The 26952-nt window shown below is 71.7% G+C and carries 29 protein-coding genes and 2 tRNA genes; 15 read left to right on the forward strand and 16 right to left on the reverse strand.

Translation table 11 applies throughout. From position 1 onward, the window contains the following. Positions 1-21: 21 nt before the first annotated feature. The 4 genes from GCL84_RS16680 to GCL84_RS16695 all read right to left on the reverse strand — a co-directional run bounded on the left by GCL84_RS16680 (position 22) and on the right by GCL84_RS16695 (position 3125). A complete protein-coding gene (locus GCL84_RS16680; RefSeq protein WP_156756406.1) occupies positions 22-534 on the reverse strand; it encodes an MSMEG_0572/Sll0783 family nitrogen starvation response protein in 513 nt (170 codons plus the stop codon). 52 nt (positions 535-586) lie between these two features. Beyond that, positions 587-1414 carry an amidohydrolase family protein gene (locus tag GCL84_RS16685; protein ID WP_156756407.1) on the reverse strand — a complete coding sequence of 276 codons (828 nt, stop codon included), beginning with the start codon at positions 1412-1414 and terminating at the stop codon, positions 587-589. Between the two features lie 65 nt (positions 1415-1479). Then, a complete protein-coding gene (locus tag GCL84_RS16690; protein WP_156756408.1) occupies positions 1480-2838 on the reverse strand; it encodes an MSMEG_0569 family flavin-dependent oxidoreductase in 1359 nt (452 codons plus the stop codon). After that, the gene (locus GCL84_RS16695; protein WP_156756409.1) at positions 2835-3125 is read right to left on the reverse strand and encodes an MSMEG_0570 family nitrogen starvation response protein; all 291 of its coding nucleotides are present in this window, start codon (positions 3123-3125) and stop codon (positions 2835-2837) included. The genes GCL84_RS16690 and GCL84_RS16695 overlap by 4 nt, the downstream gene beginning before the upstream one ends. A gap of 364 nt (positions 3126-3489) precedes the next feature. Here GCL84_RS16695 and GCL84_RS16700 point away from each other — a divergent pair, with 364 nt between their 5' ends. From GCL84_RS16700 to GCL84_RS16725, 6 genes are all read left to right on the forward strand, one after another. Beyond that, the gene (locus GCL84_RS16700; RefSeq protein WP_156756410.1) at positions 3490-4743 is read left to right on the forward strand and encodes a CDP-glycerol glycerophosphotransferase family protein; all 1254 of its coding nucleotides are present in this window, start codon (positions 3490-3492) and stop codon (positions 4741-4743) included. Beyond that, positions 4740-5465 (forward strand): phosphocholine cytidylyltransferase family protein, encoded by a 726-nt coding sequence (locus GCL84_RS16705; RefSeq protein WP_197523307.1) that lies wholly within the window; start codon positions 4740-4742, stop codon positions 5463-5465. Before GCL84_RS16700 ends, GCL84_RS16705 begins: the two co-directional genes overlap by 4 nt. A gap of 33 nt (positions 5466-5498) precedes the next feature. Next, the gene (locus GCL84_RS16710) at positions 5499-6272 is read left to right on the forward strand and encodes a glycerophosphodiester phosphodiesterase (protein WP_156756411.1); all 774 of its coding nucleotides are present in this window, start codon (positions 5499-5501) and stop codon (positions 6270-6272) included. A 59-nt stretch (positions 6273-6331) separates the two neighbouring features. Next, positions 6332-6958, forward strand: coding sequence for a Crp/Fnr family transcriptional regulator (locus GCL84_RS16715; protein ID WP_156756412.1), 627 nt, complete (start codon positions 6332-6334; stop codon positions 6956-6958). Positions 6959-7031: 73 nt separating this feature from the next. Then, positions 7032-7733, forward strand: a complete 702-nt coding sequence (locus GCL84_RS16720; protein ID WP_156756413.1) for a hypothetical protein — start codon at positions 7032-7034, stop codon at positions 7731-7733. Then, positions 7730-9655 carry a hypothetical protein gene (locus GCL84_RS16725; RefSeq protein WP_156756414.1) on the forward strand — a complete coding sequence of 642 codons (1926 nt, stop codon included), beginning with the start codon at positions 7730-7732 and terminating at the stop codon, positions 9653-9655. The genes GCL84_RS16720 and GCL84_RS16725 overlap by 4 nt, the downstream gene beginning before the upstream one ends. 34 nt (positions 9656-9689) lie before the next feature. On the opposite strand, the gene GCL84_RS16730 is transcribed toward GCL84_RS16725, so the two are convergent. After that, positions 9690-10067: a hypothetical protein gene (locus GCL84_RS16730; RefSeq protein WP_156756415.1), complete on the reverse strand. Its 378-nt coding sequence runs from the start codon at positions 10065-10067 to the stop codon at positions 9690-9692. A gap of 121 nt (positions 10068-10188) precedes the next feature. Here GCL84_RS16730 and GCL84_RS16735 point away from each other — a divergent pair, with 121 nt between their 5' ends. From GCL84_RS16735 to GCL84_RS16755, 6 genes are all read left to right on the forward strand, one after another. Further along, positions 10189-10755 carry a TetR/AcrR family transcriptional regulator gene (locus GCL84_RS16735; RefSeq protein ID WP_156756416.1) on the forward strand — a complete coding sequence of 189 codons (567 nt, stop codon included), beginning with the start codon at positions 10189-10191 and terminating at the stop codon, positions 10753-10755. Positions 10756-10821: 66 nt separating this feature from the next. Next, positions 10822-11262 carry an SDR family NAD(P)-dependent oxidoreductase gene (locus GCL84_RS16740; RefSeq protein ID WP_268891359.1) on the forward strand — a complete coding sequence of 147 codons (441 nt, stop codon included), beginning with the start codon at positions 10822-10824 and terminating at the stop codon, positions 11260-11262. 73 nt (positions 11263-11335) lie between these two features. After that, positions 11336-11470, forward strand: a complete 135-nt coding sequence (locus tag GCL84_RS30665) for an SDR family oxidoreductase (protein WP_268891358.1) — start codon at positions 11336-11338, stop codon at positions 11468-11470. Between the two features lie 16 nt (positions 11471-11486). After that, entirely contained in the window at positions 11487-12059 is a 573-nt protein-coding gene (locus GCL84_RS16745; protein WP_156756417.1) for a GrpB family protein, read from the forward strand. 85 nt (positions 12060-12144) lie between these two features. After that, positions 12145-13614, forward strand: a complete 1470-nt coding sequence (locus GCL84_RS16750) for a DNA-3-methyladenine glycosylase 2 family protein (protein WP_156756418.1) — start codon at positions 12145-12147, stop codon at positions 13612-13614. Positions 13615-13629: 15 nt separating this feature from the next. After that, entirely contained in the window at positions 13630-14121 is a 492-nt protein-coding gene (locus tag GCL84_RS16755) for a methylated-DNA--[protein]-cysteine S-methyltransferase (RefSeq protein WP_156756419.1), read from the forward strand. 66 nt (positions 14122-14187) lie between these two features. Here GCL84_RS16755 and GCL84_RS16760 read toward each other — a convergent pair. From GCL84_RS16760 to GCL84_RS16770, 3 genes are all read right to left on the reverse strand, one after another. Continuing rightward, positions 14188-14264, reverse strand: a tRNA-Ile gene (locus GCL84_RS16760). 50 nt (positions 14265-14314) lie between these two features. Continuing rightward, positions 14315-15295, reverse strand: a complete 981-nt coding sequence (locus GCL84_RS16765; RefSeq protein WP_156756420.1) for a glycoside hydrolase family 25 protein — start codon at positions 15293-15295, stop codon at positions 14315-14317. Between the two features lie 241 nt (positions 15296-15536). Then, positions 15537-15612 (reverse strand) — tRNA-Asn (locus GCL84_RS16770). A 145-nt stretch (positions 15613-15757) separates the two neighbouring features. Between GCL84_RS16770 and GCL84_RS16775 the strand changes: the two genes are divergently transcribed. Next, the gene (locus tag GCL84_RS16775) at positions 15758-15946 is read left to right on the forward strand and encodes a hypothetical protein (RefSeq protein ID WP_156756421.1); all 189 of its coding nucleotides are present in this window, start codon (positions 15758-15760) and stop codon (positions 15944-15946) included. Here GCL84_RS16775 and GCL84_RS16780 read toward each other — a convergent pair. From GCL84_RS16780 to dnaG, 3 genes are read right to left on the reverse strand one after another with little or no spacing between them, the layout of a single operon-like run. Continuing rightward, positions 15943-16707 carry a trans-aconitate 2-methyltransferase gene (locus GCL84_RS16780; RefSeq protein WP_156756433.1) on the reverse strand — a complete coding sequence of 255 codons (765 nt, stop codon included), beginning with the start codon at positions 16705-16707 and terminating at the stop codon, positions 15943-15945. The two genes, GCL84_RS16775 and GCL84_RS16780, sit on opposite strands and share 4 nt — an antisense overlap. Before the next feature lie 59 nt (positions 16708-16766). Beyond that, positions 16767-17288, reverse strand: a complete 522-nt coding sequence (locus tag GCL84_RS16785; RefSeq protein WP_156756422.1) for a hypothetical protein — start codon at positions 17286-17288, stop codon at positions 16767-16769. A 3-nt stretch (positions 17289-17291) separates the two neighbouring features. Beyond that, positions 17292-19208 carry a DNA primase gene (gene dnaG, locus GCL84_RS16790; RefSeq protein ID WP_156756423.1) on the reverse strand — a complete coding sequence of 639 codons (1917 nt, stop codon included), beginning with the start codon at positions 19206-19208 and terminating at the stop codon, positions 17292-17294. Positions 19209-19342: 134 nt separating this feature from the next. Between dnaG and GCL84_RS16795 the strand changes: the two genes are divergently transcribed. Further along, positions 19343-20287, forward strand: a complete 945-nt coding sequence (locus GCL84_RS16795) for a sigma-70 family RNA polymerase sigma factor (protein ID WP_156756424.1) — start codon at positions 19343-19345, stop codon at positions 20285-20287. A 25-nt stretch (positions 20288-20312) separates the two neighbouring features. Here GCL84_RS16795 and GCL84_RS16800 read toward each other — a convergent pair whose 3' ends face one another. The 3 genes from GCL84_RS16800 to GCL84_RS16810 are packed head-to-tail and all read right to left on the reverse strand — an operon-like array spanning position 20313 to position 23283. Continuing rightward, on the reverse strand, positions 20313-21392 hold the full coding sequence (locus GCL84_RS16800; RefSeq protein WP_156756425.1) for a serpin family protein: 1080 nt from the start codon (positions 21390-21392) through the stop codon (positions 20313-20315). Between the two features lie 18 nt (positions 21393-21410). After that, the gene (locus GCL84_RS16805; protein WP_156756426.1) at positions 21411-22685 is read right to left on the reverse strand and encodes a deoxyguanosinetriphosphate triphosphohydrolase; all 1275 of its coding nucleotides are present in this window, start codon (positions 22683-22685) and stop codon (positions 21411-21413) included. 13 nt (positions 22686-22698) lie between these two features. After that, positions 22699-23283, reverse strand: coding sequence for a YdcF family protein (locus tag GCL84_RS16810; RefSeq protein ID WP_156756434.1), 585 nt, complete (start codon positions 23281-23283; stop codon positions 22699-22701). A gap of 243 nt (positions 23284-23526) precedes the next feature. On the opposite strand from GCL84_RS16810, the gene GCL84_RS16815 reads away from it, so the two are divergent. Beyond that, complete coding sequence (locus GCL84_RS16815; protein WP_156756427.1) at positions 23527-24465, forward strand: hypothetical protein; 939 nt, start codon at positions 23527-23529, stop codon at positions 24463-24465. Positions 24466-24474: 9 nt separating this feature from the next. Here the strand turns inward: GCL84_RS16815 and GCL84_RS16820 are convergent, their stop codons facing one another. Then, entirely contained in the window at positions 24475-25860 is a 1386-nt protein-coding gene (locus tag GCL84_RS16820; protein WP_156756428.1) for a glycine--tRNA ligase, read from the reverse strand. A gap of 117 nt (positions 25861-25977) precedes the next feature. Next, positions 25978-26250, reverse strand: coding sequence for a hypothetical protein (locus GCL84_RS16825; protein ID WP_235926330.1), 273 nt, complete (start codon positions 26248-26250; stop codon positions 25978-25980). Positions 26251-26952: the final 702 nt, after the last annotated feature.

A 26952-nucleotide genomic window follows, 5' to 3' on the forward strand; every position in this document is an offset into this window, starting at 1 on the left:
CCCGCGCCCACCGCCACCCGGTCACCACATGTAGGTGGAGTTGATGATCGCGCCCTTGCGGGCGTAGTGGATGAGGGCGTCCTGCACGTCCAGCGGGTGCGTGGGGATGACGCCCTCGATGAGGTCCTCCTCGCGCAACCCGTGCAGCGACAGGCCGAAGCGGCAGCAGTAGACCTTGCCGCCCTCCTTGATGAAGGTCTTCAGCGACTCGTTGATGTTGTGCTCGCCGGGGAACGCGGAGTTGCCGGTGGTGGGGAAACCGCGGGTGGCCATGGCGTTCATCGAGCCGGGGCCGTAGAAGTAGATAGCGGACTCGAAGCCCTTGCGCAGCGCTCGGGTCGCCTGCAGGATCGCCACGAAGCTCACGGAGGACTCGTGCGCGATGCCGTGCACGAGGGTGAAGTAGCTCTGGCCCGGCTCGGCCTGGTGGTCGGGGAAGACCTTGGTGCCGCCGTAGATGTTCGAGCCGTCGGGCAGCGAGGGGTGCGGGATCTCGTTGAGGCTCTGCTCTTCGAGCTCGGTCAGGTCAGCCATGGCCGCGTTCTCCTTGATGTGTGGTGTTACCGGTGGACCGCTGCACGCTGCGTCATCCGTAGAGACGCGCGAAGGTGTCGCGGAAGACGAGGTCCGCTAGTTCGCCGTCGCCGGTGACGGCCTTGAGCTTGTGGTATTCCCCGGCGAAGTCGCCCCAGGGCTGGTCGCTGGCGAACAGCACCCGGTCGTGGCCGATCCCCCGCCGGGAGATCTCCTCGGCCAGCCAGCGCGGGGCGAACCCGATCGCCCAGGACAGGTCGGTGTAGACCCGCTTCCCGGCGGCGACCCAGTCGAAGAAGCGGCCGCCGACGAGCTTCATGTGCCCGCTCATCCCGCCGCCGAAGTGCACCAGGTGGATGTCGACGTCGTCGCCGTAGCGGTCGACGAGCGTGCCCACCTCGTCGATGTCCGACGCCGAGCCAGGCGAGGTGTGGACGTGCACGACCAGGCCGTGCTCGCGCGCCGCGCCGAAGATCCGGTCGATCTCCGGCGCGCACGCGGGGTCGGTGGGGCGGCCGCCGAGCAGGAAGCTGGTCTTGAGCGCGCGGACCCCGGGCTCCCCGGCCAGCGCCAGCGCCTTGGTGTTGCGCTCGGCGTCAGCGGGCTTGGGCGAGGTCCACAGCGCGGCGCGGACCCGCTCGTCACGGCCCGCCGCCTCGACGACCAGCTCGTTGAACCCGAAGGCGACGTCGGGGTCGGGGACCCCGTAGTTGGGGATCACCAGGGCCCGCTCGACGCCCTCGGCGTCCAGGTCCGCGATCAGCTCGTCGACCGTGGCCCTGGCCCCGACGTCGGCGTTGACCGCCGGACCGCCGTAGAACGGGTGCGCCGGGAGCACGCCGAGGTGGCGGTGCGCGTCGTGTACCCAGCGGCCGGTCATGGCCATAGTCCACCTCCTGCTCGTGTCGCGATGATTCCTCCCGGAACAACAGGAGATTTCCTCTGTTACGCAACGGTTCTGGGCGCTACCCACTCGTCGGTCGACGGCGAGGTGCTCGCGGGCGTGCCGGACAGCCACGGCACCTCGAAGGCCGTCTCCCGGGACGAGGACACGAGCCCGGCGATGTGCTCGGCGTCGCCCGCGACGCCGCAGAACCGGCCGGAGCCCCACGTCCACTGCCAGGGCAGGCCGAGGAAGTGCAGGCCGGGGAAGCTGGTCGCGCCGCGATGGTGGGCCGGGTAGCCGCGGCCGTCGAACACCGGCAGGTCGATCCACCGGTTGTCCCGGCCGAACCCGGTGCACCACACGACCGACGTGATGCCCTCGGCGGCGAGGTCGACCGAGGTCGGCCCGTCGTGCGCGGGCTCCCAGACGGGGGTGTAGCGGTCCTCGTGCGGGGCGTCCACGCCGGTGGCGGCGATCCACGCGTCGCAGGAGTCCTTGATGGACTCCGAGACCGCGTCGGCGGCGTCGAGGTTGCGGCGCAGGTCGTCGCCGAACTCGACGGCGCCGCCGTGGACCCCGGTCAGGCGCCCGTGCAGGACCATGCCCTGCGTGGCGAAGGCCCGCAGGTCGATGTCGCGGCCCCCGTCGCGGCCGGTGACGTAGTGGTTGGCGCGCAGCCGGACCGCGTCGGCGTCGTCGAACTCGTCGATGGACTTGCGGTAGTAGCCCATGTCCTCGAGCCAGTCGACGACGTCGCGGCCCCGGTAGCGGCGGGCCACGCGCGGCGCGGACCCGGTCGCCAGGTGCACCCGGCGCCCGGCCAGGTGCAGGTCCTCGGCGATCTGGCAGCCGGACTGCCCGGTGCCGACGACGAGCACCGCGCCCCCGGGCAACTGCTCGGGGTTGCGGTAGCCGGACGAGTGCACCTGGACGACGTCGTCGGGCAGCCGCTCGGCCACCCGCGGGGTCAGCGGGACCTGGTAGGGACCGGTCGCCACCACCACGTGGTCGGCGGTCAGGGTGCCCGCGCCGGTCCGCACCACGAACCGGCCGCCGCGCTCGGCGCCCAGCCGGGTCACCTCCACGCCCTCGATCAGCGGCGGGTGGAAGGAGTCGGCGTAGCGGCGCAGGTAGCCCACGATCTCGTCGCGGAGCATGAACCCGTGCGGGTCCGGCCCGTCGTACCCGAAGCCGGGCAGCGCGCACTGCCAGTTGGGGGTCACCAGGCAGAAGGAGTCCCACCGCCGGTCCGCCCACTCGTTGCCCAGCACGCCCTTTTCCAGCACCAGGTGGTCGACCCCGCGCTGGACCAGGCAGTGGCTCATGGACAGGCCCGCCTGCCCACCGCCGATCACCACGACCGAGCGGTGCAGGCCGTCGAGCCCGCCGTCGCCCGGCACCGAAACCAGCCTGCTCATCGCTCGAACCCCTCGACTCGTACGTGCCCTGCCCGGTGGCTGTCGTCGAGCGCCGCTGCCCGTGCCCGGATCTCCCTCATCTGCGCCTGGGCGTTGGAGCAGGCGAACCCGTACCTGGCGCGCACCCGTTCCGAACCCACATCGAGCGCGGCGCAGCTACGCTGGACGAACTCGGCGACGGGGTAGCGGGCGCCCGGTTCCAGGTGGTCCTCGACGACCAGGGACGGGGAGTAGCACCGCTGCGCCGTGCCGTCGGGCCACCTGACGGTGAAGAACATCTCCGGCATGGCGACAAGTACACGGGCCGGGGGTGGCCGACGCGTTTCGTCCGGAACAGCGCGCCGTTGCCGATTCCCGGGTGCTGTTGCCGCCCCGTATCGATCCCCTCACCGCCGTGCCGCGACCGCCCCGCACCGTGTACGGGCGCGGTTCGCTCCCGCGAACAGGCGGGAACCGGTAAACAATCGGTTTCTCTCGGGGGACCCGCACTTGGCTAAACGGTGTCCATCAGTGACAATGGGGCGGACCGGTCGGCGCCCCCGATGGCGACGGCAGCCGGTTCACCCCACAACCTCGACCAGGCGCATTCCTCGTGCGGTCTGCCGTACCCACACGCCCGCTTTGTCTTCCCAACGCAAGGAGTGTCGCCGCATGGGCCTTTTCGGTCGTCGCAGGAGCGCCGGGCCCGATGCGGCGCACCGGCTGCTGGACAGCCCGGAGGGTCCCGCCCCCGAGGGCTACACGCCGGGCGAGCCGGTGGACGGCGAGGTCGTCGTCTACTTCGCCGACGACCCGCGCAAGCTCTACCAGCTCAAGCAGTGGCTGCCGGTGTTCGAGCTGCTCGACGAGCGGCACAGCGTGGTGATCGTCCTGCGCAACCTGGCGACGCTGGCCGAGCTGTCGGTGCTGACCCCGCTGCGCTGCGTACTGGCCCCGGCGTTCCCCGACCTGGTCGACCTGTACGAGCTGAGCGACTTCAAGGTCGCGCTCTACGTCAACAACTCCGTGCACAACTTCCACTCGCTGACCCAGCGGCGCATCCAGCACGTGCACGTCAACCACGGCGAGTCCGACAAGGTGTGCATGGTCAGCAACCAGGTCAAGGCCTACGACCGGGTGTTCGTCGCCGGGCCGAACGCCGTGGCCCGCCACCGCGCCGCGCTGATGTCGTTCGACCAGGACAAGCTGGTGCCCGTCGGCCGCCCGCAACTGGACCTGCGCCCGGCGCCGCTGCTGGCGCCCACCGACCGGCGCACCGTGCTCTACGCCCCCACCTGGGAGGGCGAGAACGCGTCGAACAACTACACCTCCGTCGACGTGTTCGGCCCCGCGATCGTCGCCGCCGCGCTGGCCGTGCCGGACGTCCGCGTGGTCTACAAGCCGCACCCGCGCGTCCCGCTGAGCCCGCTGCCGTCGATGGTCGACAGCCACGAGGCGATCGTGCGGCTGGTCGAGGACGCCGCCTGGCGCGACCCCGGCGCCGGGCACCAGGTGCACGCCGACGGCGACATCCTGGCCGTGTTCCCCGGCTGCGACCTCATCGTCACCGACGTGTCCTCGGTCGGCCTGGACTTCCTGTACCTGCGCCCGGAGCAGCCGATGCTCATCGCCGACCGGCACGAGGACCGGGCCCGGCTGCTGGCCGAGGCCCCGGTCGCCGCCGCGGCCGACATCGTCGACTCCACCACCCTCGCCGCGCTGCCGGCGACCATCACCGACCGGCTGGCGGCCGACGCGCGCCGCGAAGACCGGCGGGCCGCCAGACGCGGCTACTTCGGCGACCTGGGGCCGGGCGAGTCCACCGCCCGGTTCCTGGGCGCCATCACCGAGACAGCGGAGCTGCGCGACAGGGAACTGGCCCTGCTCGCCGCGACCCGCACGAGCGCACCGGGGAGGTCGGCGTGAGCCACCGACAGCGAGTTGTCATCCTGGCCGCGGGCATGGGGACCAGGCTGGGGATGCCCAAGCCGAAACCGCTGACCCCGCTGGCCGACGGGCGCTCGATCATGCGGCAGCAACTGGACAACCTCGCCGCCGCGTTCGGCCCGGACGGGTTCGACCTGACCGTCGTCGTCGGCTTCGAGGCCGCGCAGGTCATGGCCGCCGCCGCGGACGCGCGGTTCGTCTACAACGAGCGCTTCCAGTCGACCAACACCGCGAAGAGCCTGCTCAAAGCGCTGCGCCAGCCTGGCGACGGCGGCGTGCTCTGGCTCAACGGCGACGTCGTGTTCGACGCGCGGCTGCTGCACGAGGTCCTCCCGGCGATCGATCGCGACCAGTCGTTCGTCTGCGTGAACACCGCCGCCGTGGGGGAGGAAGAGGTGAAGTACACCGCTTCGCCCAACGGATACATCGCGGAGCTGTCAAAATCGGTGGTCGGCGGTCTCGGTGAGGCCGTCGGCATCAACTACATCGCGTCCTCGGACCTGGGGGCGCTCGTCGAGCACCTCGGGTCGTGCTCGGACACCGACTACTTCGAGCGCGGCATCGAGTCCGCGATCGAGGGGGTGGGCATCCGGGTCCAGGCGCTGGACATCTCCGCGTTCTTCGTGGTGGAGGTGGACTTCGCGGGCGACCTCGAGCGTGCGAACCTGGAGGTGGGCAAGACCGTCACGTCCGCGGCGTAGCGCTCGCGCCGCGCCGGTGGGTGGCGGCGCGTTATGGACGCCAACAGAATCTTCGGTCCCAGGCCGGTTCTCCTGGGTCACCGGGGGTGCGGCCGCGGCGTGGTCGACGGCCACGTCGAGAACACGCTCGAGTCCTTCCTGGCCGCCGCCGAGGCGGGCGTGGACTGGGTCGAGGTGGACGTGCGCCGCACGGCGGACGACCACCTGGTCGTCGCGCACGACCCCACCGACGACGACGGCGTGTTCTACGCCGACCTCACCGGCGAGCAGGCCGCCGCGCGCGGAGTCCTCCGCCTGGCGGACCTGCTGTCGGCGCTGCCCCACCACATCGGCGTCGACTTCGACGTCAAGACGTCGATGGAGGACGCCACCCGCAGCCGCGCCCGCTCCACGATGGGCCGCCTCGGGGCCATCGCCCGCCGGGAGTCGCGGGTGCGCCCCACCCTGATCAGCTCCTTCGACGCGGGCGCTCTCGACATCGCCCGGGAGGTCGCCCCCGGCGTCCCCCGGGGCCTGCTGACCTGGTTGGAGTTCCCCATCGACCAGGCCGTCGCCTCGGCCGCCCACCTGGACGTGCAGGTCCTGGCCCCGCACTGGGGCTCCCTGCGCCCCGCCGAGTCCGACCAGGCCCCGCTGCCGCGCCCCCTGGAGTACGTGGTCGACACCGTCCACGCCAGCGGCCGCGAGTTCCTCGCCTGGTGCCCCACCCTGAAGTTCGCCAAGACCCTCCTCGACGCCGGGGTGGACGCCCTGTGCGTCAACAACGTCCCGAAGGCGGTGGCAACCCTGGCCCTGGAACCGGTCTGATCGGGTGAACAGCCCAGGCGCCCGCCCCGGAGCGCCCCGCGCCTGGGCACGATGGCCCGATGGGCTCCCCCTCCGCAGGCCGCGCCCGGCTGCGCGCCGAGGGCAGGCCTTGGCGCTTCGCGCCCGGTGACCGCCTGCTGAGCACCGGCGACCCGAGCGACGAGGTCATGCTGATCGAAACCGGGCTGACCAAGGTCGTCCTGCTGACCCCGGACAGCGGCCCGACGGTGGCCGGGCTTGTTGGTCCCGGCGAGCTGATCGGCGAGGCCGGGGTCATCCACGGCGCGCCGCGCAGCGCCACCATCGAGGCGTTGACGGTTGTCCACGTCGTCCGGGTCGCCGCCTCCGTGTTCCTCCGGCTGCGCGCGACCGTCCCGGACATCGGCGAACTGGTCGACGAGACGTGGCGCGAGCAGCGCGGGCGGGCCGACCTGCACCGGGTCAACGCGGCCAGGGACGTCCACACCCGGGTGCGCGAGACCCTGCGCCACTGGGCGCTGAGCTTCGGCGACCGCACCAGCGAGGGCCTGCTGCTGCGCGGCCCCAGCCAGCACGACCTGGCCCTGGCCGTCGGCGCCTCCCACGAACGCGTCGAGTCCGCCCTGTCCGGGCTGCGCGACGAGGGCGTCCTGAAGACCAGCAGGCGCCGGTTCCTGTTCTTGGGCGAGATCCACCGTTCTCCCTGATATCAGGGAGAACGCGCCCGTCCGTCCGGTGAGCATGTCCTCCATCCAGCACACTGCGAGGAAGGACATGGACGTGGCACTGGTCGCGGAACACCGGGCGGTCCTGGGCGTCGACATCGTCGGCTCGGCGAGGCTGCCCGGCAAGCACACCGCCGTGGCGCGGCGGATAGCTCTGGGGACCGTGGAGACGGCGTTGGCCGAGCGGGCTGCCGAGGTGCTGCACCGCTCCGACACCGGCGACGGGGCGCTGATCACCGTCCCCGGCGCCCGGGTGGCCGACCTGCTCGACGCCGCCCACGCCATCGATGCCGCGCTCGTCGAGCACAACACCTGGCACCGCCCGCAGGTCCGCCTGCGCCTGTCGGTCGAGTCCGGCCCCATCGGCGACGCCCCCGACCTCTACCTCCCGCGCAAGGACGCCGCCCGCCTCCTCGACGCCGAGGACTTCAAGCGCCTGCTGGCCCACAGCCTCGACCCCGACGACGAGTCCCGCGCCACCACCGGCCTGATCGTCTCCGACCACGTCCTGCGCGCCGCCTTCGCTGGCGACCACACCACCAGGGTCCGCCGCGCCGAGTTCGCCCCGCTCCCCGTCCGCAACAAGGAGTTCAGCACCACCGCCTGGGTCCGCATCCCCGGCGTGGACGTGAAGTCCCTCGCCACCCCACCCACCCCGCGACCCCCTTCCACCGTCACCAACAACGTCGGCGGCGACATGCACGGCGTCCAGACCCACACCGTCAACGGCAACATCACCCTGGGCGGCGCCCGATGACCGAGACCACCAACGACACCCTCGCCAACCACGGCGTCCAGGCAGGCCAGATCAACGGTGACATCTCCATCATCGGCACCGGCGTCGGCCGGGAGGACCTGGTGGTGCGCATCGCGACCAAGGCCGAGCGCGAGGAGGTCCGCGACGTCTTCGTGGCGCCCGGCGGGTTCCACGAGGCCCGCTCCCTGCTGCCACCCGCTGCCGGCGGCGCGATGGTGCTGTGCGGCCGTGGGAGCGGCCGTTCCTACACCGCCCGCAAGATCCTGGTCAGCCGTGGCGCGGCGACCGTCGCCCACCTCAACCCGGAGCGCTCGCTCGGCAGCGTCCGCGAGTCGGAGCTGACCGCGGGGCACGGCTACGTCTGGGACCTGCGCGAGGCGGGCGGGCAGCCGTTCACCGACCACGGGTTCACCCATTGCGCGGGCCTCATGCGCGCCATGGGATGCGACTTGGTCGTGCTGCTGGACCACCCCGCCGCCTCCTGCCCGGCGGCCGAGGCGGTCACGACGACCCTGACCCCGCCCAACGCGCTCGAGGTCGCGGTCGCGGCCGTCGAGCGCTCTGGGTCCGAGCAGGTGGAAGACGCCGTCTCGCTGCTCAAGTCAGACTTCCGGGACGTGCTGACCACCGAGCTGCCGCCGAGCCGGGCCATCAGCGCCGCCGGGCTGGCGCTGCGGGTGGTGGCCGGGAAGCTCACTTCCGAGGACGCGCTGCGCGACCTGCGCGAGGGCGCCGACGTCGCGGTGGCGGCGTGGTTCGCCGCCGCCGACCCGAGGGCCCGCACCCTGGCCGTCGCGGTGGCGCTGCTGGAGAACGAGCCGGTCGACGAGGTCATGCGGTTCGCGGACATGCTCGACGCGCTGGTCAAGCGGGCCGAGCTGCCCGAGGGGGTGGAGCCGGAGCCGACCAAGGTCTTCCACGAGTCCAAGCGCGGCCTGATCGAGGCCATCCGGGCGGTCATGGTCGAGCGCGACCACCCGGTGCACGCCGGTCTCATCGAGCACACGGTCCGCTTCGAGCGGCACGACTGGGCCGACGCGGTGCTGCGGCACGTGTGGGCGGAGTACCCGGTGGCGCACGCGCTCGTCGAGCAGTGGATGGCCGCGAAAGACCTGTTCACCGGCTTCTGGGAGCCGATCCGCCGAGGCCTGTGCGTGTTCATCGCCCAGGTCCCCGCGCACGACCCGCTGCGTCCCCTGCGCGCCCTGGCCCGCCAGCGGCAACTGCGCGCCCAGGACCTCGCGGCGGCGACCCTGGCCAGCCTGGCCGACGACCACAAGCTTGGTCCGCTGGTCGACCAGACGCTGGAGCAGTGGTCCGAGGGCCGGGTGGGCGAACGCAGCGCGGCGGCCTTGTACTGGGCGACCCCGGTGGGCCGCCGCGATGTGGACCAAGCGGTCGCCGCGCTGACCGCCCTGGCCCGCGACTCGACCTCCGCGGTTGTCCACGGGGCCGTCATCGCCAGCACCATGCGCCTGCTGCGCCACCCCGCCCTGCGGCCGCGCGTGGTGGGGACCGTCGTCGAGTGGTCCGCCGCGGGTTCCCGGCGCGGCGGCCGCAGGCGCGCGGCGATGGCCCTGGTCTTCTACCTGATCGGCTTCGCCGACGCTGAGTGGTTCGACGGCGACGAGGTGCGCGCCCAGTTCCCGGAGCAGGTCCGGCTGTTGCTGGCCCGCACGCTGCCCGACCCGGAGTTCGGGTGGGAGCTGCTGACGGAGCTGATCGCCCTCGGCGACGACGTCCGATTGGGCCGCAAGGGATCGCGGGAAGAGCTCCTGCGGGTGATGTCCCTGATCACCGACGACCTGGGATGGCGATCCAGGACGCGCCTGCTGCGACGGCTGTCCGCCCCGCACCCGAAGCTGCGCGGGCAACTGCGAACGCTCCTGCGCCTGGCGGCGAAGACAGCCAAGCGCTCCTAGCGGCTCGTGCCCCTGGGCGGGCCGCCCGCCGGGGTCACCGACGCGGGATGAAGGCGATCGTGGCCCGTTCCGGCATGACCAGCCAGGAGAACGCGGCGGCCAGGAGGAAGGCGATGGCCATGCCCAGGAGTGTGGCCACGCGGGTCAGATCCCCGCCAACCACGACGTAGACGACCATCAGCGATGTCACGGGCAGGCCGAACGCCAGCGAGAGCACCCGCACCACGCGCCTGCTCATCGGGCCTATCCCGCGGTTGAGCCTGCCGGCTGGCGAATACCCCTCCGCGTAGAAGCCGAAAGGCGACGCGCACAGGAACAGCGCAACCGCCCAGTGCCAGGCGCCCGCCAGCAGGAGCGGCACGAACGCCACCGCGCCGAGCACCATCAGCCCGTTCGCCACCAGCTTCGCCACGCGCCGCGCTCCCGGCGTTCCCGCACGCATCCGTCCCCCATTCGTCGTGATCACCTGGTGGGTACCCGGGCAACACCCACCCGTCCCATACAAGTTCCAGAATCGGCTCCTGTCCTCGACCATGGCCCGCACCAAGGGGTTCGCGCCCGACGCCGCCGTCACCGCCGCCATGGAGCTGTTCTGGGCGAACGGGTACGCCGGGACCACCCCGCAGCAGCTCGTCGACGCGCTCGGCATCGGCCGGGGCAGTCTCTACAACGCCTTCGAGAGCAAGCACGCCCTGTTCGAGCGGGCGCTGCGGCGGTATCACGAGACCAGCACCGCCCGGCTCTTCGAGGTCCTGTCCGGCCCGGGCAGCGCCGTGTCCCGGCTGCGGACCGCCCTCGACCTGGTGGTGGAGTCCGCGCGCACCGAGGCGCGCGGCTGCCTGATCACCAACACCGCCACCGGGGTCGGCGACGAGTCCGCGGCCGCGTTCGTCCGCCGGGTGTTCGACGAGCAGGAGGCCGCTTTCGCCGCTGTGGTGGCCGAGGGCATCGAGCGCGGCGAGATCGCCGGGGACCGCGATCCAGCGACCACCGCCGCGTTCCTGCTCGCCACCGTCAACGGCATCCGGGTCCTGGCCAAGGCCGACCCGACCCCGCCCCGCCTGACCACCCTCGCGGAGACCGCACTCCGCGCCATCTGAGGAACCTGCAAGACCGCTGTCGTCACCGGGGCCAGCAGGGGCATCTGCGCCGCCACCGCCACCGCCCTGGCCGCCGAGGGCGCGCACGTGTTCGCCGTCGCCCGCTCCCCCATCACCGCCGACCTGGTCACCCCCGAGGGCGTCGCCGCCCTCGCCGCGCTCGGCGAGGTCGACGTCCTGGTCAACAACCTCGGCGGCGTGATCCCGGAGAGCATGGGCGCCGCGGGCTTCCTCGCCATCGACGACGACGCCTGGCAGCGGACCTACGAGCTCAACCTCTTCGCCACCGTCCGGGTCACCCGCGCCCTGCTGCCGGGCCTGCTCGCCCGCCGCGGCGTCGTGGTGACCGTGTCGTCGATCGGCGCCCGCGCGGCCTTCCCGCCGGTCGACCACGGCACGGCGAAGGCTGCGCTGAACAACCTGACCAAGGCCCTGTCGGAGGAGTTCGCCCCGAGCGGCCTGCGCGCGCTGACCGTGACGCCCGGCCCCACCCGCACCGCCAACTAGCGGCTACGCGGGCCGGCTCGCGCGGGAGGCCGGGACGGCCCTGCCGGAGTTCCTCGAGGCCGTCCCCGCCGCCATGGGCATCACCACCGGCCGCCTCACCGAGCCCGAGGAGACCGCCGTCCTGATCACCTTCCTGGCCTCCCCCGCCGCGGCGAACATGACCGGGACCGAGCACGTCATCGACGACGGCGTGGTGAAGACGGTGTAGCGGTACTGTCGGCCGCATGACCGAACCCAGGAGCGACGAGGAGCTCCAGCAGGCCCGCGTCACCCCGCTGGTGCCGCACAACGCGCCGGTCGCCCTGGTCGAGTACACCGACGAGTGGCCCCGCCTGTTCGCGCGCGAGGCCGAGCGCATCCGCTCCCTGCTCGGCGACAGGGTCCGCCTGCTGGAGCACGCCGGGTCGACCTCGGTCCCCGGCCTCGCCGCCAAGCCCATCATCGACATCGTCCTCGCCGTCCCGGACTCCGCGGACGAGGACGCGTACGTGAGCCCCCTGGTGGAGAACGGCTACCTGTTGAAGGTGCGCGAGCCGGACTGGTTCGAGCACCGGCTCCTCAAAGGACCGGATACCGACATCAACCTGCACGTGTTCAGCGAGGGCACCTCGGAGATCGCCGTCATGCTCGCCTTCCGCGACCACCTGCGCGCGGACCCGGCCGACCGCGCGCTCTACCTCGCCACCAAGCGCGCCCTGGCCGCACGCACCTGGCGCCACATCCAGCACTACGCGGACGCGAAGACCCAGATCGTGCGCGACATCATGACCCGCGCCCTGCCCCGGACGGGGGCTTAGCAGCTTTTCGCCGTCACTCTGACGTGTCACAGTGGTGTCGATTTCCTGCCAGCCGGGAAGGTGGGCGCGGGGCAGACTGGTCGGCATGTACACCGATGTCGATCGCTGCGTGCGGGCCGTCCAGTCCAAGGACGCGCGCTTCGACGGGTGGTTCTTCACCGGGGTGCTGTCCACCGGCATCTACTGCAGGCCGAGCTGCCCGGTGGTGCCGCCCAAGGTCGAGAACATGCGCTTCTACCCCAGCGCGCCCGCGGCCCAGCAGGCCGGTTTCCGCGCCTGCAAGCGGTGCCGCCCCGACGCCAGCCCCGGCTCGCCGCAGTGGAACGAGCGGGCCGACCTGGTGGCGCGGGCGATGCGCCTGATCGCCGACGGGGTGGTGGACTCCGAAGGGGTCCCGGGCCTGGCGGCTCGGCTGGGCTACAGCGTGCGCCAGGTCGAACGGCAATTGCGCGCCGAGCTCGGCGCGGGTCCACTGGCCATCGCCAGGGCGCAGCGCGCGCAGACGGCCCGGCTCCTCATCGAGACCACCACGCTGCCGATGTCCGAAGTGGCGCTGGCGGCCGGATTCGCCAGCATCCGCTCGTTCAACGACACCGTGCGCGAGGTGTTCGCGCTAACTCCCACGGAGCTGCGCAAGCCCGCAAAGCCGGTGAAGCCGTCCTCACCGTCGACAACGCTGTCCGTGCGCCTCCCGTTCCGCGCGCCCCTCAACCCCGACAACCTCTTCGGCCACCTGGTGGCCACCGCGGTGCCAGGCGTCGAAGAGTGGCACGACGGCGCTTACCGACGGACCATGAACCTGCCCAACGGCCCAGCGGTGGTGTCCCTTCGCCCGCACCCCGACTACATCGCGGCAAACCTGCTGCTGTCGGACCTGCGCGACCTGTCCACAGCCATCAACCGCTGCCGCAGGCTGCTAGACCTCGACGCCGACCCGGTCGCGGTCGACGAACTCCTCTCCGAGGACCCGGTGCTCGCCCCCATCGTCGCCAAGGCCCCCGGCAGGCGGGTACCCAGAAGCCCCGACCCCGCGGAGTTCGCCGTGCGCACGGTCCTCGGCCAACAAGTGTCCACCGCCGCGGCCCGCACCCACGCGTCCCGACTCGTCCGCGCGCACGGCACCCCCTTCACCGACCCCGTCGGCACCCTGACCCACCTGTTCCCCAGCCCGGAGGCCCTGGCCGACCTGAACCCGGACGACCTGGCGATGCCCACCTCCCGCAAACGAACCCTGACCACCCTCGTCAACGCCCTCGCCACCGGCGCCCTGGAACTGGACGCGGGCACCGACTGGACCTCGGCCAGGGAGAAGCTGCTGGAACTGCCCGGCATCGGCCCGTGGACGGTGGAAATGATCGCCATGCGCGCCCTGGGCGACCCAGACGCCTTCATCCCCACCGACCTGGGCATCAAACAGGCCGCCGAAGCCCTCGACCTGCCCACCGGCGTCAAACAGCTCACCGAACACGCCGAAGCCTGGCGCCCCTGGCGCGCTTACGCCGTCCAATACCTCTGGGCCACCGGAAACCACGCCGTCAACCGAATGCCCGTCTAAGCAACAGGAGGAACCATGCGAACCCACACCATCACCGACAGCCCCACCGGCCTACTCACCCTCGTCGCCACAAACGGCGTCTTGAGCGGCCTCTACATGACCGACCAACGCCACCGCCCCGCAGAAGAAACCTTCGGCGAACGCACAAGCACCGGCTTCGAAGAGGCCATCACCCAACTAGGCGAATACTTCGAGGGCAAGCGCACAGACTTCGACCTGCCCACAGCCATGGCAGGCACCGACTTCCAACGCCGCGTGTGGAACGAACTAACCCGCATCCCCTACAGCGAAACCATCTCCTACGGCCAACTAGCCGACCGCCTAGGCAAACCCACCGCCTCCCGAGCCGTCGGCCTGGCCAACGGCCGCAACCCCATCAGCGTCATCGTCCCCTGCCACCGCGTCGTCGGCTCCACAGGCAGCCTGACCGGCTACGGCGGCGGTGTCGAGCGCAAGCGGTTCCTGCTCGACTTCGAACGGGCCACCGCGGGCAAGGTCCTCCTCTGAGACCCAGCCCCATGCCCAAAGATCAAGTCCGCGCGCGCCACCCACCCCGTTCGCGCAGGTGGGAGGTGGTGGGGCGGGTCGGGCTCGAACCGACGGCCAAAGGATTATGAGTCCTCTGCTCTGACCAACTGAGCTACCGCCCCCGGGAGGAGCCGATCTTACTCAGTACGGCGCACGCGCCAAAGTGGAAGGGTCACCCTTGCGGAACCTGGGTCGACGAGGCGGCGGCGCTGCGGCGCAGAGCCTCGGCGAAGGCCTCCGGATCGGTACCCGCGGGCAGGATCGGCAGGATCGCCGCGGCGAGGGCGTCGAGGGAGCCCTCCCCGCAGGAGAGGGCGCGGACGGCGGAGACGACGTCGGCGTCGCGATCGGGGAGGGCGCCCAGGAGGAAGTTGCCGTCGAGGGTGTCCAGCGAGCGGGCGGGAAGGGCGCCCGGGGTGCCCTCGGCCACGGGGCGCAGCACGTCGCCCTCCTGCAGGTACCAGCGCTGGACCATGAACCCCATGACCCGGTTGTAGAGGTTTCGCTGCTCGTCGTGCGACAGTGCGGACAAGAAGTCCTCCTCGGTCTCGGTGGGGTTCGTCGCGGCCTCGTTCAAGTCCACCAAGCCCACGATGCCCGGGACCTGGCCCGCGGAGGTGAACTGGTGGACGTCGACCCGACCGCCGTAGCCGCCGAGTCCTTGGTTGGCACCGTTGTTGCTGCCGTAGCGCGCGGCCCAGATGATCAGGCCGGGGATGCCCCAGTTGTCGGGGTCCCATCGCTTGAGCTGGGAGACGCTGGAGTAGACGGCGACCCGGCCGAAGCCGTGGCCGCGCAGCCGGTTGAGGAAGCGGACGCCGAAATCGCGGGCCTCGCCGGGGGCCCACACCAGACCGGTGCCCGGGTTGTCCTCCAAGTCCAGGGCAGGCGCGACGCTGTTGGCCCCGAGCCGACGGACCTCGCCCGCGAGCACATCGGCCTGAGCCTCGGCCGAGGGCGACTTCTGCGCGAAGTGGTAGAGCCCGACCGGGATGCCGACAGACTTGGCCCCACCCACGAACGCGTCGGCGCGCACTCTCGCGGGTCCACCGCCGTCCGTTCCCTTGACCCAGGCGAACTCCACCCCGGCGCCACGCACGGCGTTCCAGTCGTTGACGGTCTGGTACCGGCCGTAGATGTCTATCCCGATCATGTTCACCTCGCGGGGACGGGGCGGCGACCGACTGCGGGACGATCCTGCTCAAGCCATCCGATTATCGGATCCAAACCCCGCTCACACGACCCCGAGTGAGACTTCGACTACGAAACGTTACATTCCCTGGCACTGAGTGACCGCCCACCGGCCGGACCGGAACGGCCGATCGGCCGATCGTGCCGCCTCGACCAGCGACACCTGGACAGCAAAGAACCCCAGGTCGCATGACCTGGGGTTTTGGCTCCTCCAACTGGACTCGAACCAGTAACCCTTCGATTAACAGTCGAATGCTCTGCCAATTGAGCTATGGAGGAAGGGCTTGTCAGACCGTGGTCCGACGAGAGACAACTCTAGCGCATGGGTTCCAGCGGGTTTCGCGGGGTCCCCCTGCCGGTCTCGGGCGGTGCGGGGCGGGGTAGGGGAGGATGGGGGAAACAACGGCGATCGTGGAGGTTGGGCGTGGTGGGTCTGCTGGTGGGGGCTGGGATCGGGTATGTGCTGGGAGCCAAGGCGGGGCGGGCGCGGTACGACCAGATCATGCGGACGTACCGGGTGATCGCTGATCATCCCGCGGTGCAGGGGGCGGCGGGGATCGCTCGGCAGAAGCTGGGTGAGGCGATGGGGAACAAGACCGACAGCCCGCGCTAGCGGGTCCTCGCGACGAAGAAGACCCGGCGGAAGGGGAACCAGGTGCTGCCGTCGGGTCGGCGGGGGTAGGCGCCTGCCAGGCGGGGGGCCAGGGCGGTGCGGAAGGCTGTCCAGTCGGCGTCGGGGAGGGCGGCGCGGATGGGGCGCAGGGCGGTGCCGGTGATCCACTCGAGCACGGGGTCCTGGCCGGTGAGGCGCTGCAGGTAGGTGGTCTCCCAGGCGTCGACGTCGCAGCCCGCGGCGGTCATGAGGTCGGCGTAGCCCGCGGGGTCGAGGACGGCGTCCTCCTCGCGCAGGCGGACGGGTTCGAGGCGGTCGCGCCACTCGGGTTCGGCGACGAGGTCGCGGACGAGGGCGTGCGACGGGGCGCCGAAGTTGCCGGGGACCTGGACGGCGATCCACGCCTTGGCGGGCAGTTGGGCGGCCCAGGAGCGCAGGAGGTCGGGGTGTTCTGGCACCCACTGCAGGACGGCGTTGCTGACCACGACGTCGGTGTCCTGGCCCGGCTTCCACTTCTGGACCGGGCACAGGCGGGCGGCCAGGCCGCGCTCCCGGGCCGCGGCGACCATCTCCGCGGAGGAGTCCAGGGCGGTGAGCGTGGCGTCCGGCCAGCGGTGGGCCAGGGTCTCGGTGAGGTTGCCCGGTCCGCAGCCCAGGTCGATCACGGCGCGCGGGGCCTCGGTGCCGATCCGGTCCAGCAGGTCGTGGAAGGGCCTGCCGCGGTGGTCACCGAAGTCGAGGTACTTGGCGGGGTCCCACATGTCCTGGTCTGCCATGACCGAGTCGCTCACGTGACCGCCTTCCAGTGCGTATGGCGACCTTACTCCGCCGGGCGGGCGCGCAGTTGGGCCACGACCTCGGCCGCGATCTCCTTGACCAGTTCCAGGTCGGTGCCCGGGTCGGGACGGACCTGCAGCACGATCCCGTCCTGGCCGGAGAGCTTGCGCTGCACGAACCACGCCCCTCCCCCGGGCAGGTCCTTGCGGTGGCGTGACCGGATCGAGCCGGTGACGCGGCGCTGCACGGCCTGGGGCAGCTTGCCGGGCGCCTCGACGACGTAGCGGCTGGGCTCGCGGTCGGCCAGCACGACGGCCCCGCCCGCGTTGTCGACCTCGTCGGCCTCGGTGATCACCATCGCGCCATCGCCCCAGGCTGCCTTGGACACCAGGTGCCACCCGATGCGGCGCGGCCCTTCCTCGTCTGGCACCCAAAGCCCCAGCGAGGTGGCCACCAGGTGCCCGCCGCCGCGCACGGCGGCCGTCGCGGCGACGCCCTCGTCCTTCTCCAGCTCACCGGCGAAACCCTTGGGCACGCCGTGCAACAGCCTGTTCAGGAACCCCATGGACTACACACTCCCCGCTGCCTGCTCGCCGAGCGACTTGTACCACTGCTCCATCGCCACCAGGTCCCCCCACAGCTCGTGCGCCTCGGTGGGGTTGTCGATCGGCGACACCCGCTGGAGGCGGGACTTGATGTCGGCGATCTGGCGGGCCACCAGCTCGCGCTGCAGCGCGGCCATGATGCCCTCGGCGTAGCGGCCCGCGGCCGAGTTTCGGGTGGGCAGCGGCATCGGCTCGACGCTGAGCTCGCGGATCATCGTGCGGACCACCTCGCTCACGCAGTGCCGGGCCACGGCCTCGAGCAGCTCGCCGCCGCCGAGGCCGCACGCCGTGCCGCCTGCGGTGATGAAGGCTTGGTGCAAGGCGGCGTAGGCGGGGTCGGTGAACACGGCGGTGGGCAGCGAGTCGAACACCGGCCCGGCCAGCGCGGGCTCCTGCAACGCCAGCTTGAGCACCTCGCGCTGGGTGTGCAGGCGGGGGTTGCGCGGGTCGGGGCGGCTGGGCCCGCTGGTGTCGACCTCCAACGCGCCCTGGCCCGGGTCGGCCTTGGCGGCCTTGGCCCGGCCGCTGGACTTGCTGCCCGTGATGCCCGCGCCCGCCGTCTCGCGGACCCGGCGCACCACGGCGGCGGTGTCGTCCCAGCCGACCCACCCGGCGAGCTGCCTGGCGTACTCGTCGCGCAGGGAATGGTCCTTGATCTTGGCGACCATCGGCACGGTGCGGCGCAGTGCCTCGACCCGGCCCTCGGCCAGGTCGAGGTCGACCTCGGCCAGCTCGGTGCGGATGGCGAAGGTCAGCAGCGGCACCCGGCTGGCGACCAGGTCGCGCACCGCCACCGCGCCTTTCTCCTGCCGCAGCTCGCACGGGTCCATGCCGTCGGGGGCCACGGCGATGAAGGTCTGGGCGGCGAACTCCTGTTCGTCGTCGAAAGCCTTGCGCGCGGCCTTCTGCCCGGCGGCGTCGCCGTCGAAGGTGAAGATCACCTCGCCGCGGAAGGCGTCGTCGTCCATCAGGAGCCTGCGCAGCACCTTGATGTGGTCGGCGCCGAACGCCGTCCCGCAGGCGGCGACCGCCGTGGGCACGTTGGACTCGTGCATGGCCATGACATCGGTGTAGCCCTCGACGATGACCACCTGGTGCCGCTTGGCGATCTCCCGTTTGGCCTGGTCGAGCCCGAAGAGCACGTGCGACTTCCGGTAGATCGGGCTGTCGCGGGTGTTGAGGTACTTGGCTTGGATCTGGTCGTCGTCGAACAGCCTGCGCGCGCCGAACCCGACCACGTCGCCGCCGAGGTCCTTGATCGGCCACAGCAGCCTGCGGTGGAAGGGGTCGATGGGCCCCTGCCTGCCTTCCTTGGCCAGCCCGCCGCTGATCAGCTCGGTGATCTCGAACCCGCGGCCGAGCAGGTGCTTGGTCAGCTTGTCCCACCCGGCGGGCGCGAACCCGCAGCCGAACTTCACCGCGGCGGCCTCGTCGAACCCCCGCTCGGCGAGGAACTCCCTGGCCTTGACCGCCTCGGGCGTGCGCAACTGCTCGGCGTAGAACTCCGCCGCCGCCTTGTGCGCGTCCAGCAGGCGCGTGCGGGTGCCCCGGTCCCGCTGCACGCTGGCGCCGCCGCCCTCGTAGGTCAGGTGCACCCCGGCCTTCTCGGCCAGCCGCTCGACGGCCTCGACGAAGCTCAGGTGGTCCATCTTCATCACGAAGGCGATGACGTCGCCGCCCTCACCGCAGCCGAAGCAGTAGAAGGTCCCGTGCGTCACGCGGACGTTGAACGACGGGGTCTTCTCGTCGTGGAAGGGGCACAGCCCCTTCAGCGCGCTCCCACCGGCCCGCCGAAGCTGGACGTAATCCCCCACGACCTCGTCGATGCGACTGCGCTCGCGGACGAGGGCGATGTCGCTTTCCCGAATCCGACCTGCCACACCATCGAGTCTAGGCCGCACCCGCCGAGCACCCACGGCCCGACCGGCCTCAGCCCCTCGACCACCTCCTGTCCCTCTCGTCTTGAACCTCACCTTGGCGCTGGTCGGGACCAGAACGCCACTAGCATGGGCGCGTGCCAGCCGACACCGACCTCGCTGCCCGGTTCGCCGAGCACCGCGCGCACCTGGTCGGCGCCGCCTACCGGCTCACCGGCACCCTCGCCGACGCCGAGGACGCGGTGCAGGACACCTGGCTCCGACTGTCCGGAGTGGATGACCGCACGCTGGCGGGCATCCGCGACCTGCGGGCGTGGCTGACCACCGTCGTCGGCAGGCTGTGCCTGGACCGGTTGCGCTCGGCCTCGGCCCGCCGCGAGAGCTACGTCGGCCCGTGGCTGCCCGAGCCGATCGTCACCACGGCCCACGTCGACGGCATCGCCCCCGCGGCCGCCGAGGACCCGCTGGACGTGGTCGTCCGCGACGACGGCGTGCGCATGGCCGCCCTCGTCGTGCTCGACCGCCTCACCCCGGAGCAGCGCGTCGCCCTGGTCCTGCACGACGCGCTCGCCGTCCCGTTCGACGAGATCGCCACCACGCTCGGCTGCACCCCGACGTCCGCCCGCCAGCACGCGAGCCGCGCCCGCCGAGCGGTGGCCGACGCCGACCCGCCACCCCGGTTGCCGCTGCCCACGCAACGCGCGGTCGTCGAAGGTTTCCTGACCGCCCTGGCCTCGGGCGACCTGGAGGCCGTCGTGGCGCTGCTGCGCCCCGACGCCGTCCTCACCGGCGACGGCGGCGGTGTGGCCCGCACCGCCCGGAACCGGATCGTGGGCTCCGACAAGATCGCGCGCTTCCTGCTGGGCCTGTTGCGCCAGTACGGGCCGACCGCACTGGCGCAGGGCCACGTGGTGCTGGTCAACGGCGACCTCGGGCTGCTGCTCCCAGACGCCCCGGGGGACGCCGCGTACCGCCCGCTCAGCCGACGGGTCACCACCTTCGCCGTCCGCGACGGGCGGATCGCCGCGATCTACGACGTGGTGAACCCGGACAAGCTGACCCGCGTCAGCGCCCACTCATAACGCACTCACCAACCTGGTCCCCCTCTCAGGACGGGTCCGTCACCCTTGCCATGAAATAGAGCACCCCGGTACGACGATTCCGGACCAGCAGCAGGAACGGCCGGTCGACGGTCACCTCGAGCGGGTCGCTGACGACGAACGAGACCGCGCGCATCATCACGGCCGTGGCCGCGGCGCCCTCCAGCCCTTCCTCATCGATCTCGAGCACGGACTCGTGGATGATCTGCTGCACGGCCAGTCCGTCCGGGCTGATGCCGCTCAGGTCCGCCTCGTCGCCGAAGATCGTCTGGACCCCGAGGCCGCTCACCACGTCCGCCAGCTCGGCCTGGGTCCGCAGTGACAAGCGGGGCAGCCGCAGCCGCAACTCCTCGACCTTCGAGGCGGCGTCCAGCAACCGTCCCAGCGACTCGCCGGTGAGCGCGGCCTCCGCCTCAGCCAGATCCCCGTCCGGCATCAGCACGACAGCGTCGACCCCGCCGATGGCGGGCAGACCGATGACCTGCCACCCCTCCACAGCGGCGTAGGGCAACCGCTCCTGCTGGAACATCGTCGGCACGCGCACACTGCCGCCCGGCGTGTGGAAAGGGCGGTCCTCCGTGGCCCCCTCGGTGAACCTGGACATCCACGCGGTCTTCAAGTAGAGCGCGTTGACCAGGCTCGACACCGTGTCGCCGTTGACGCTCCCGGGCGGGAGCAGCTCCGGAATCAACTGCCGGGTCGTCTCCGCCACGTCGGCGTTGACCGCCTGCCGCGACTTCTCCGGCGCGGCCTTGAACGGGACGTTGCGCACGCCGCCGGACAGCCGCTGGGCGAACTCGTCGCGGACCGGCACCGACGCGTCGACCCACAACGTGTTGGCGCAGGCGATGACCGGCTCGTCCCGCCCGCGCGTCGGCGCGTCCAGTTCCAAGGCGCCCGCGAGGTCGGCGCCGAGCGCCTCGAGGTCTCCCAGCAGCTCGACCAGCTCAGCTCGCGTCTGCCCCCGCGCGCCCTCGCCGAGCAGCCCGAGGGCGCTGGCCACGGAGAACGGGGACCAGCACATCGAGGTCGCGGGGTCGGCCGCGAGAGCCCGGTGCAGGGCGAGGGAGAAGTCGAGGTGTGCCACGCACCCGAGTGTGCCAGTTCAGCGGACAGTGGGTCGGAAGTTGTCCACAAGCTCGCGGTGCCACACGTGGGCCTGCGAATCGGTGAGCGAGGCGATCTGGTCGACGACCACCCGCAGCCGTGCCGCGTCGTCGCCCGCCTGCTGCCAAGCCGGGCGGAAAGCGGGTTCGAGTGCCTCCGGCGCCCGCTGGGCAAGGGTCTCGACCAGGGCCCCCAGCACTTCCCGCTGCCGGGTCTGCATGACCAGCCGCTTCGGGTCGCTCATGACGTACCGCACGGCCATGGCCTTGAGCAGTGCCACCTCGGCCGCCACCTGCTCGGGGACGACCAGGTCAGCGGCGTAGCGGGTCAGCGGGCCATCGCCGAACAACTCCCGGGTCCGGCCCACCGCGGCGGCAGCGAACCGGCCGACCAACTCGCTGGTGAGCCGCTTCAGCGCCTCTTGCGCGTCCAACGACCCGTCGTAGTCGCGCGCGACCAAGGCCGCGACAGGCGAGAGCCGCAGCAACAGTCCCGCCGCGTCCTCCAACCCCGACAGCGGCTCGGTGGAGAAGTGTTTGGCCGCCAGTCCCGCGATCACCGCCCGCTCCCCCGGGTCCGCGAGCGCCGCGAGCGAGATCCGACCCGCGCGGACCCCGTCCTCCACATCGTGCACCGAGTAGGCGACGTCGTCGGACCAGTCCATGACCTGCGCTTCGAGGCAGCGCCGGTCCTCGGGGGCGCCCGCGCGCAACCACGCGAACACCGGGAGGTCGTCGTCGTAGACCCCGAACTTGGACGTCCCCGCGCGCCTCGGCCACGGGTACTTGGTCGCCGCGTCCAACGACGCCCTGGTCAGGTTGAGGCCGTGGCCCAGGACCTTCGGCTCCAGGCGGGTGAGGATGCGCAGCGTCTGCGCGTTGCCCTCGAAGCCCCCGCACGGTTGGGCGGCCAAGTCGAGGGCGCGCTCGCCGTTGTGGCCGAACGGCGGGTGGCCGATGTCGTGGGCGAGCCCGGCGGTGTCGACCACGTCGGGATCGCAGCCGAGCTCCTCGGCGATGCCGCGCCCGATCTGGGCGACCTCCAGCGAATGGGTGAGCCGGGTGCGCGGGATGCCGTGCGCCTCGGCTCCCTCGTGCGGACCGACAACCTGAGTCTTGCCCGCGAGCCTGCGCAGCGCTGCGGAGTGCAGGACCCGCGCGCGGTCGCGGCTGAACGGCGATCGCGTGGGCTCCCACGCCCCGTGCATCCCAGCGTCCTTGGCGCGTTCGGCCACGGGACGCTCACTGTCGTGCTCGTGGTACCCGGTGGTCACGCCGCGAGCGTACTCAGCCGACTTCCTGATCGATGGCGATGCGGTCGGCGGAGGCGTGGGTGGACCGGTAGTACAAGAGGGCCGCGGTCTCGCGAAGGATGTACTTGGCTTGGGTCTCGCGGGTCTGCACGATCGGGCCGGAGTGCGTCGGCGAGGTCCAGGCGTCGAGGCCCGCGTCCCTGGCCATGGTGCGGGCGCGCAGCGAGTGCCACGGGTCGCTGACGATCACCGCGGTCGCCCAGCCCTTGCCGAGCACCACACCCGCAACGGATTTGATCGTCCCCAATGTATCGTTGCCCTCACCGACGTCGATGACCCGGTCGGCGGGGACGCCGTGGTCGACCAGCCAGCGCTTGCCCGCCTCGGCCTCGCTGAACCTGTCGCCCTCGCGCCTGCCGCCACCGGTGACGACGTGGTCGGCGACACCCTGCTCGAACAGCGTCTTCGCCTTCCGCAGCCGGGCCTCGAGGACTTTCGACGGCCTGCCCGCGTACTGGGCCGCGCCGAGCACGACGACCACATCGGCCCGGTCCCGGTCGTCGACCCTGGCGACCTGCCACACCCGGAAGGCTGTCCCGCCGACGACGAGCAGGCCCATCAGCAGGAAGCCGATGAGCAACCTGCGCAGGAAGCGGCGTACGGGACGGGGGTGGGCGGGCACTGAGAGGGTCCTCTCGGAGGCAGACGGGGCCGTGGCGGGTCGAACACGCTACGCGAAGGGTAAGACGTTTCCAGCTTGTCTGGGTTGCCAACCCCCACAGTTGTCCACAACCCCCGATTTTCATCCACAGATCCTGCAAGCCACTTTCCCACCCGCCGCGGATTCGGTTTGCTCGACCCCATGACCACGAACCGAGCAGCCCTCGACCTCGACCGCCTGCCCGCCCTGTTCCCGCACGGCGTGGCCCGTTCCACCGAACTCGTCGGACTCGGCCTCTCCGGCGGCCGGATCGCCGCCCGCTGCGGACCGGGTGGACCGTGGCAGCACCTCGACCACGGTGTGATCTTCCTGGGTGATGACCCACCGGGCAGGCTGCAACGCCTGCAGGCGGCGTTGCGCCTGGCAGGCCCGGGAGCGGTGATCACCGGGCGGGAGGCCCTGTGGCTGCACGGGGTGGACGTGCCGCCATCGGGCGCGATCCACCTGGTGGTGCCCGCGAACTCCCGCGGACGGGCCGACGGGTCCGTGCTGGTGGAGCGAACGGCCAGGATGCCCGAAGCCCTGTGGCGCAAGGGATTTCCCACAGCCCCCACGGCCAGGGCGGTTGTGGATGCGTGCAAGCGGACCGCATCGGAGAAGGAGGTCCGGGCACTGGCGTTGGCCGGTTCCGTTGCGCTCTCGGCAATCCGGTCCGAGGTCGCCGAGGCCGCACCGCGGGGCACCATCGTGCTGCGTCGCGTGTTGGCCGAAGTCGACAGGGGAGTCCGCTCAGCAGGGACCCGGATCGTCACGGAGTTGATCCGCCGGGCGGGTCTGCCCACTCCGAAGTGGACTGTCCGGCTGACCACATCCGATGACGCGCACCTCGGTATCGTCGACGCCTGGTGGGACGAGGTGGGCCTGGCTTGGGACGCCGACGTGCACCGGCCTTGGGCGCCGAGGGACCGGGCGAGCGCGTCGACGCGGGTCGCCCGGCTGACCGCGCGGGGTGTGGTCGCCCTGCACACCGAGCCCGCCCGCATCCGCGATGACACCGCGACCGTCATCGCCGAATTGCGCGGCGCCTACCGGGCGGCGGCGGACCGCCCGCGACCAGAGGTGGTGGCGCACTTGGATTAACAGGAACCGTCAGCAGCCCACGAGCTGGGCGGCCAGGTACGACTCGAGTCGGTCCAGGGAGACACGCTGCTGGACCATGGTGTCGCGCTCGCGCACCTCGACGGCGTGGTCGTTCAGGGTGTCGAAGTCGACCGTGACGCAGAACGGGGTGCCGATCTCGTCCTGTCTGCGGTAGCGGCGGCCGATGGCGCCCGCGTCGTCGAAGTCGATGTTCCAGTGCCTGCGCAGCGCCGCGGCCAGGTCCTTGCCCTTGGGGGTCAGGTCCGCGCTGCGCGACAGCGGGAGCACGGCGACCTTGACCGGGGCGAGCCTGCGGTCCAGGCGGAGCACGACGCGCCGGTCGACCCCGCCCTTGGCGTTGGCCGCGACCTCCTCGGCGTAGGCGTCGAGGAGGAACGCCATGAGCGGGCGGCCGACGCCCGCGGCGGGCTCGATGACGAACGGCCGGTACCGGGAGTTCGTCGCCTGGTCGAAGTACGACAGGTCCACCCCGGAGTGGTTGGAGTGGGCGTTCAGGTCGAAATCAGTGCGGTTGGCCACGCCCTCGACCTCACCCCACTCCGCCCCGTCGAGGTGGAAGCGGTACTCGATGTCCACGGTCCGCTTGGAGTAGTGCGCGAGCTTGTCCCGGGGGCGCTCGCGGACACGGAGGTTGTCCACGCCGATGCCCAGATCGGTGTACCAGCGCAGGCGCTCGTCGATCCAGTACTGGTGCCATTCCTCGTCGCTGCCCGGCTCGACGAAGAACTCCAACTCCATCTGCTCGAACTCACGGGTGCGGAACAGGAAGTCGCCGGGGGCGATCTCGTTCCGGAACGACAGGCCGATCTGGCCGATGCCGAACGGCGGTTTGCGACGGGAGGTGGTTTGCACGTTCAAGAAGTTCACGAAGACGCCTTGGGCTGTCTCCGGGCGGAGGTAGGCCTTGCTGTCCTCGGTCTCCGCGGGGCCGAGGTGGGTCTTGATCATCGAGTTGAACGCGCGCGGCTCGGTGAGACGGCCGCGGGGCCCGCAGTTCGGGCAGGGCGCACCGGTCACGTCACCCCCGGTGTGGCCCTGTCCGGCGCGGGGCTCGCGGCCCTCCGCGAGGTGGTCAGCGTGGAAACGCCTGTGGCAGGAGGTGCACTCGACGAGCGGGTCGTGGAAGGCGGACAGGTGGCCGGAGGCCGCCCACACCTGGCGGGGCTGGATCACCGACGAGTCGAGGCCGACGACGTCGTCGCGACCCTGCACCACCGCCTTCCACCACTGGCGTTTGATGTTGTCCTTGAGCTCGACGCCCAGGGGGCCGTAGTCCCAGGCCGACCAGGTGCCGCCGTAGATCTCGCCGCACGGGTACGCGAAGCCGCGCCGCTGGCAGAGGTTGACGACGGTGTCGATCCGGTCGGCTGGCACTGACGTCTCCAGGGTCGGGACGAGATCGCTGAGGCGCCTCAGCCTAGTCCGCGCCCGTGCGCGGTGGCCGGGAACCTCTCCCCCGCACGACCAGCCGGACCTGGTCACACGACCGGGTCACAACACCGAGATCGCGACCGCGACGAGGAGGCAGAGGACGAGAACACGACCGAACCGCTGAGCCGGGGCCAGCACGCGCCACGTCCCTGCCAGCAGGACCCCGACACCGGCGGCGAGCGCGAACAGCAACACCGCGCCGACCGGGCCGCGGACCAACACCCCCGCGGCGAACCACACCACCACGGCGAGGAACGCCGCGGCGGGCGGCACCTTGGCCAGCGGCCCCTTCCCGGGCAGCAGCGAAGACCTCAACGAGCGCCGGTTGGACACCGAACCTCCCGGACGTGGACGGGCAGCGGGCGGGCCCGTCGGACTCCCACGGGCACCGCCCCCGAGTCTGGCCGACCACGGCCGATTCGTCAGGCTGCGACCGGGCACCGGGTCGGATGATCGCCGGGACGAGGCAGCGGGAGTGAGCTGCGAGGCGGACGCTCGAGGACGGGCGAGTTGCTGCGGGCGGGGCGTCCTGACGGGTGGGCAGCGCCCGGGTGGGCTGTGCTACCCGTGGCCTGGGCGGGCCGGATCAGGTCGGGCAGGCTGCGGCGGGTCTGGGCCGGGGCGGGTCTGGGCGGAGAGGCCGCGCTGGGCGAGCTGGCTCGGGCGAGCCGGCTCGGAGCAGCGCGGCGGGCCGCTGAGCTGGACCAGCTTGGCCGGGTTGAGCCGTGAGGACTAGGGCCAGGCCGGGTTGGTCGTACTCGTGCCGGGTCGTGCCGGGCTGAGGCAGGCTTAAGCCGAGCTGGACGGAGCCCGATCGGCTCCGGGTCGAGTCGGGTCGCGGGCCGGCTGAGCCGGTCGGGCCGATCCGAGTCCTTGGTCTGTCGCGGACCGGGCCGAGACGGGCCAGGCCGAGCCGGGCCGAGCCGAGCCGGACTTAGCCGGACCTAGCCGGGCCTAGCCGGGCCGAGCCGGGCCTAGCCGAGCCGGGCCGGACCTAGCCGGGCCGGGCCGGACCTAGCCGAGCCGGGCCGGACC

The organism is Actinokineospora pegani, assembly GCF_009745975.1.
GTDB lineage: Bacteria > Actinomycetota > Actinomycetes > Mycobacteriales > Pseudonocardiaceae > Actinokineospora > Actinokineospora pegani.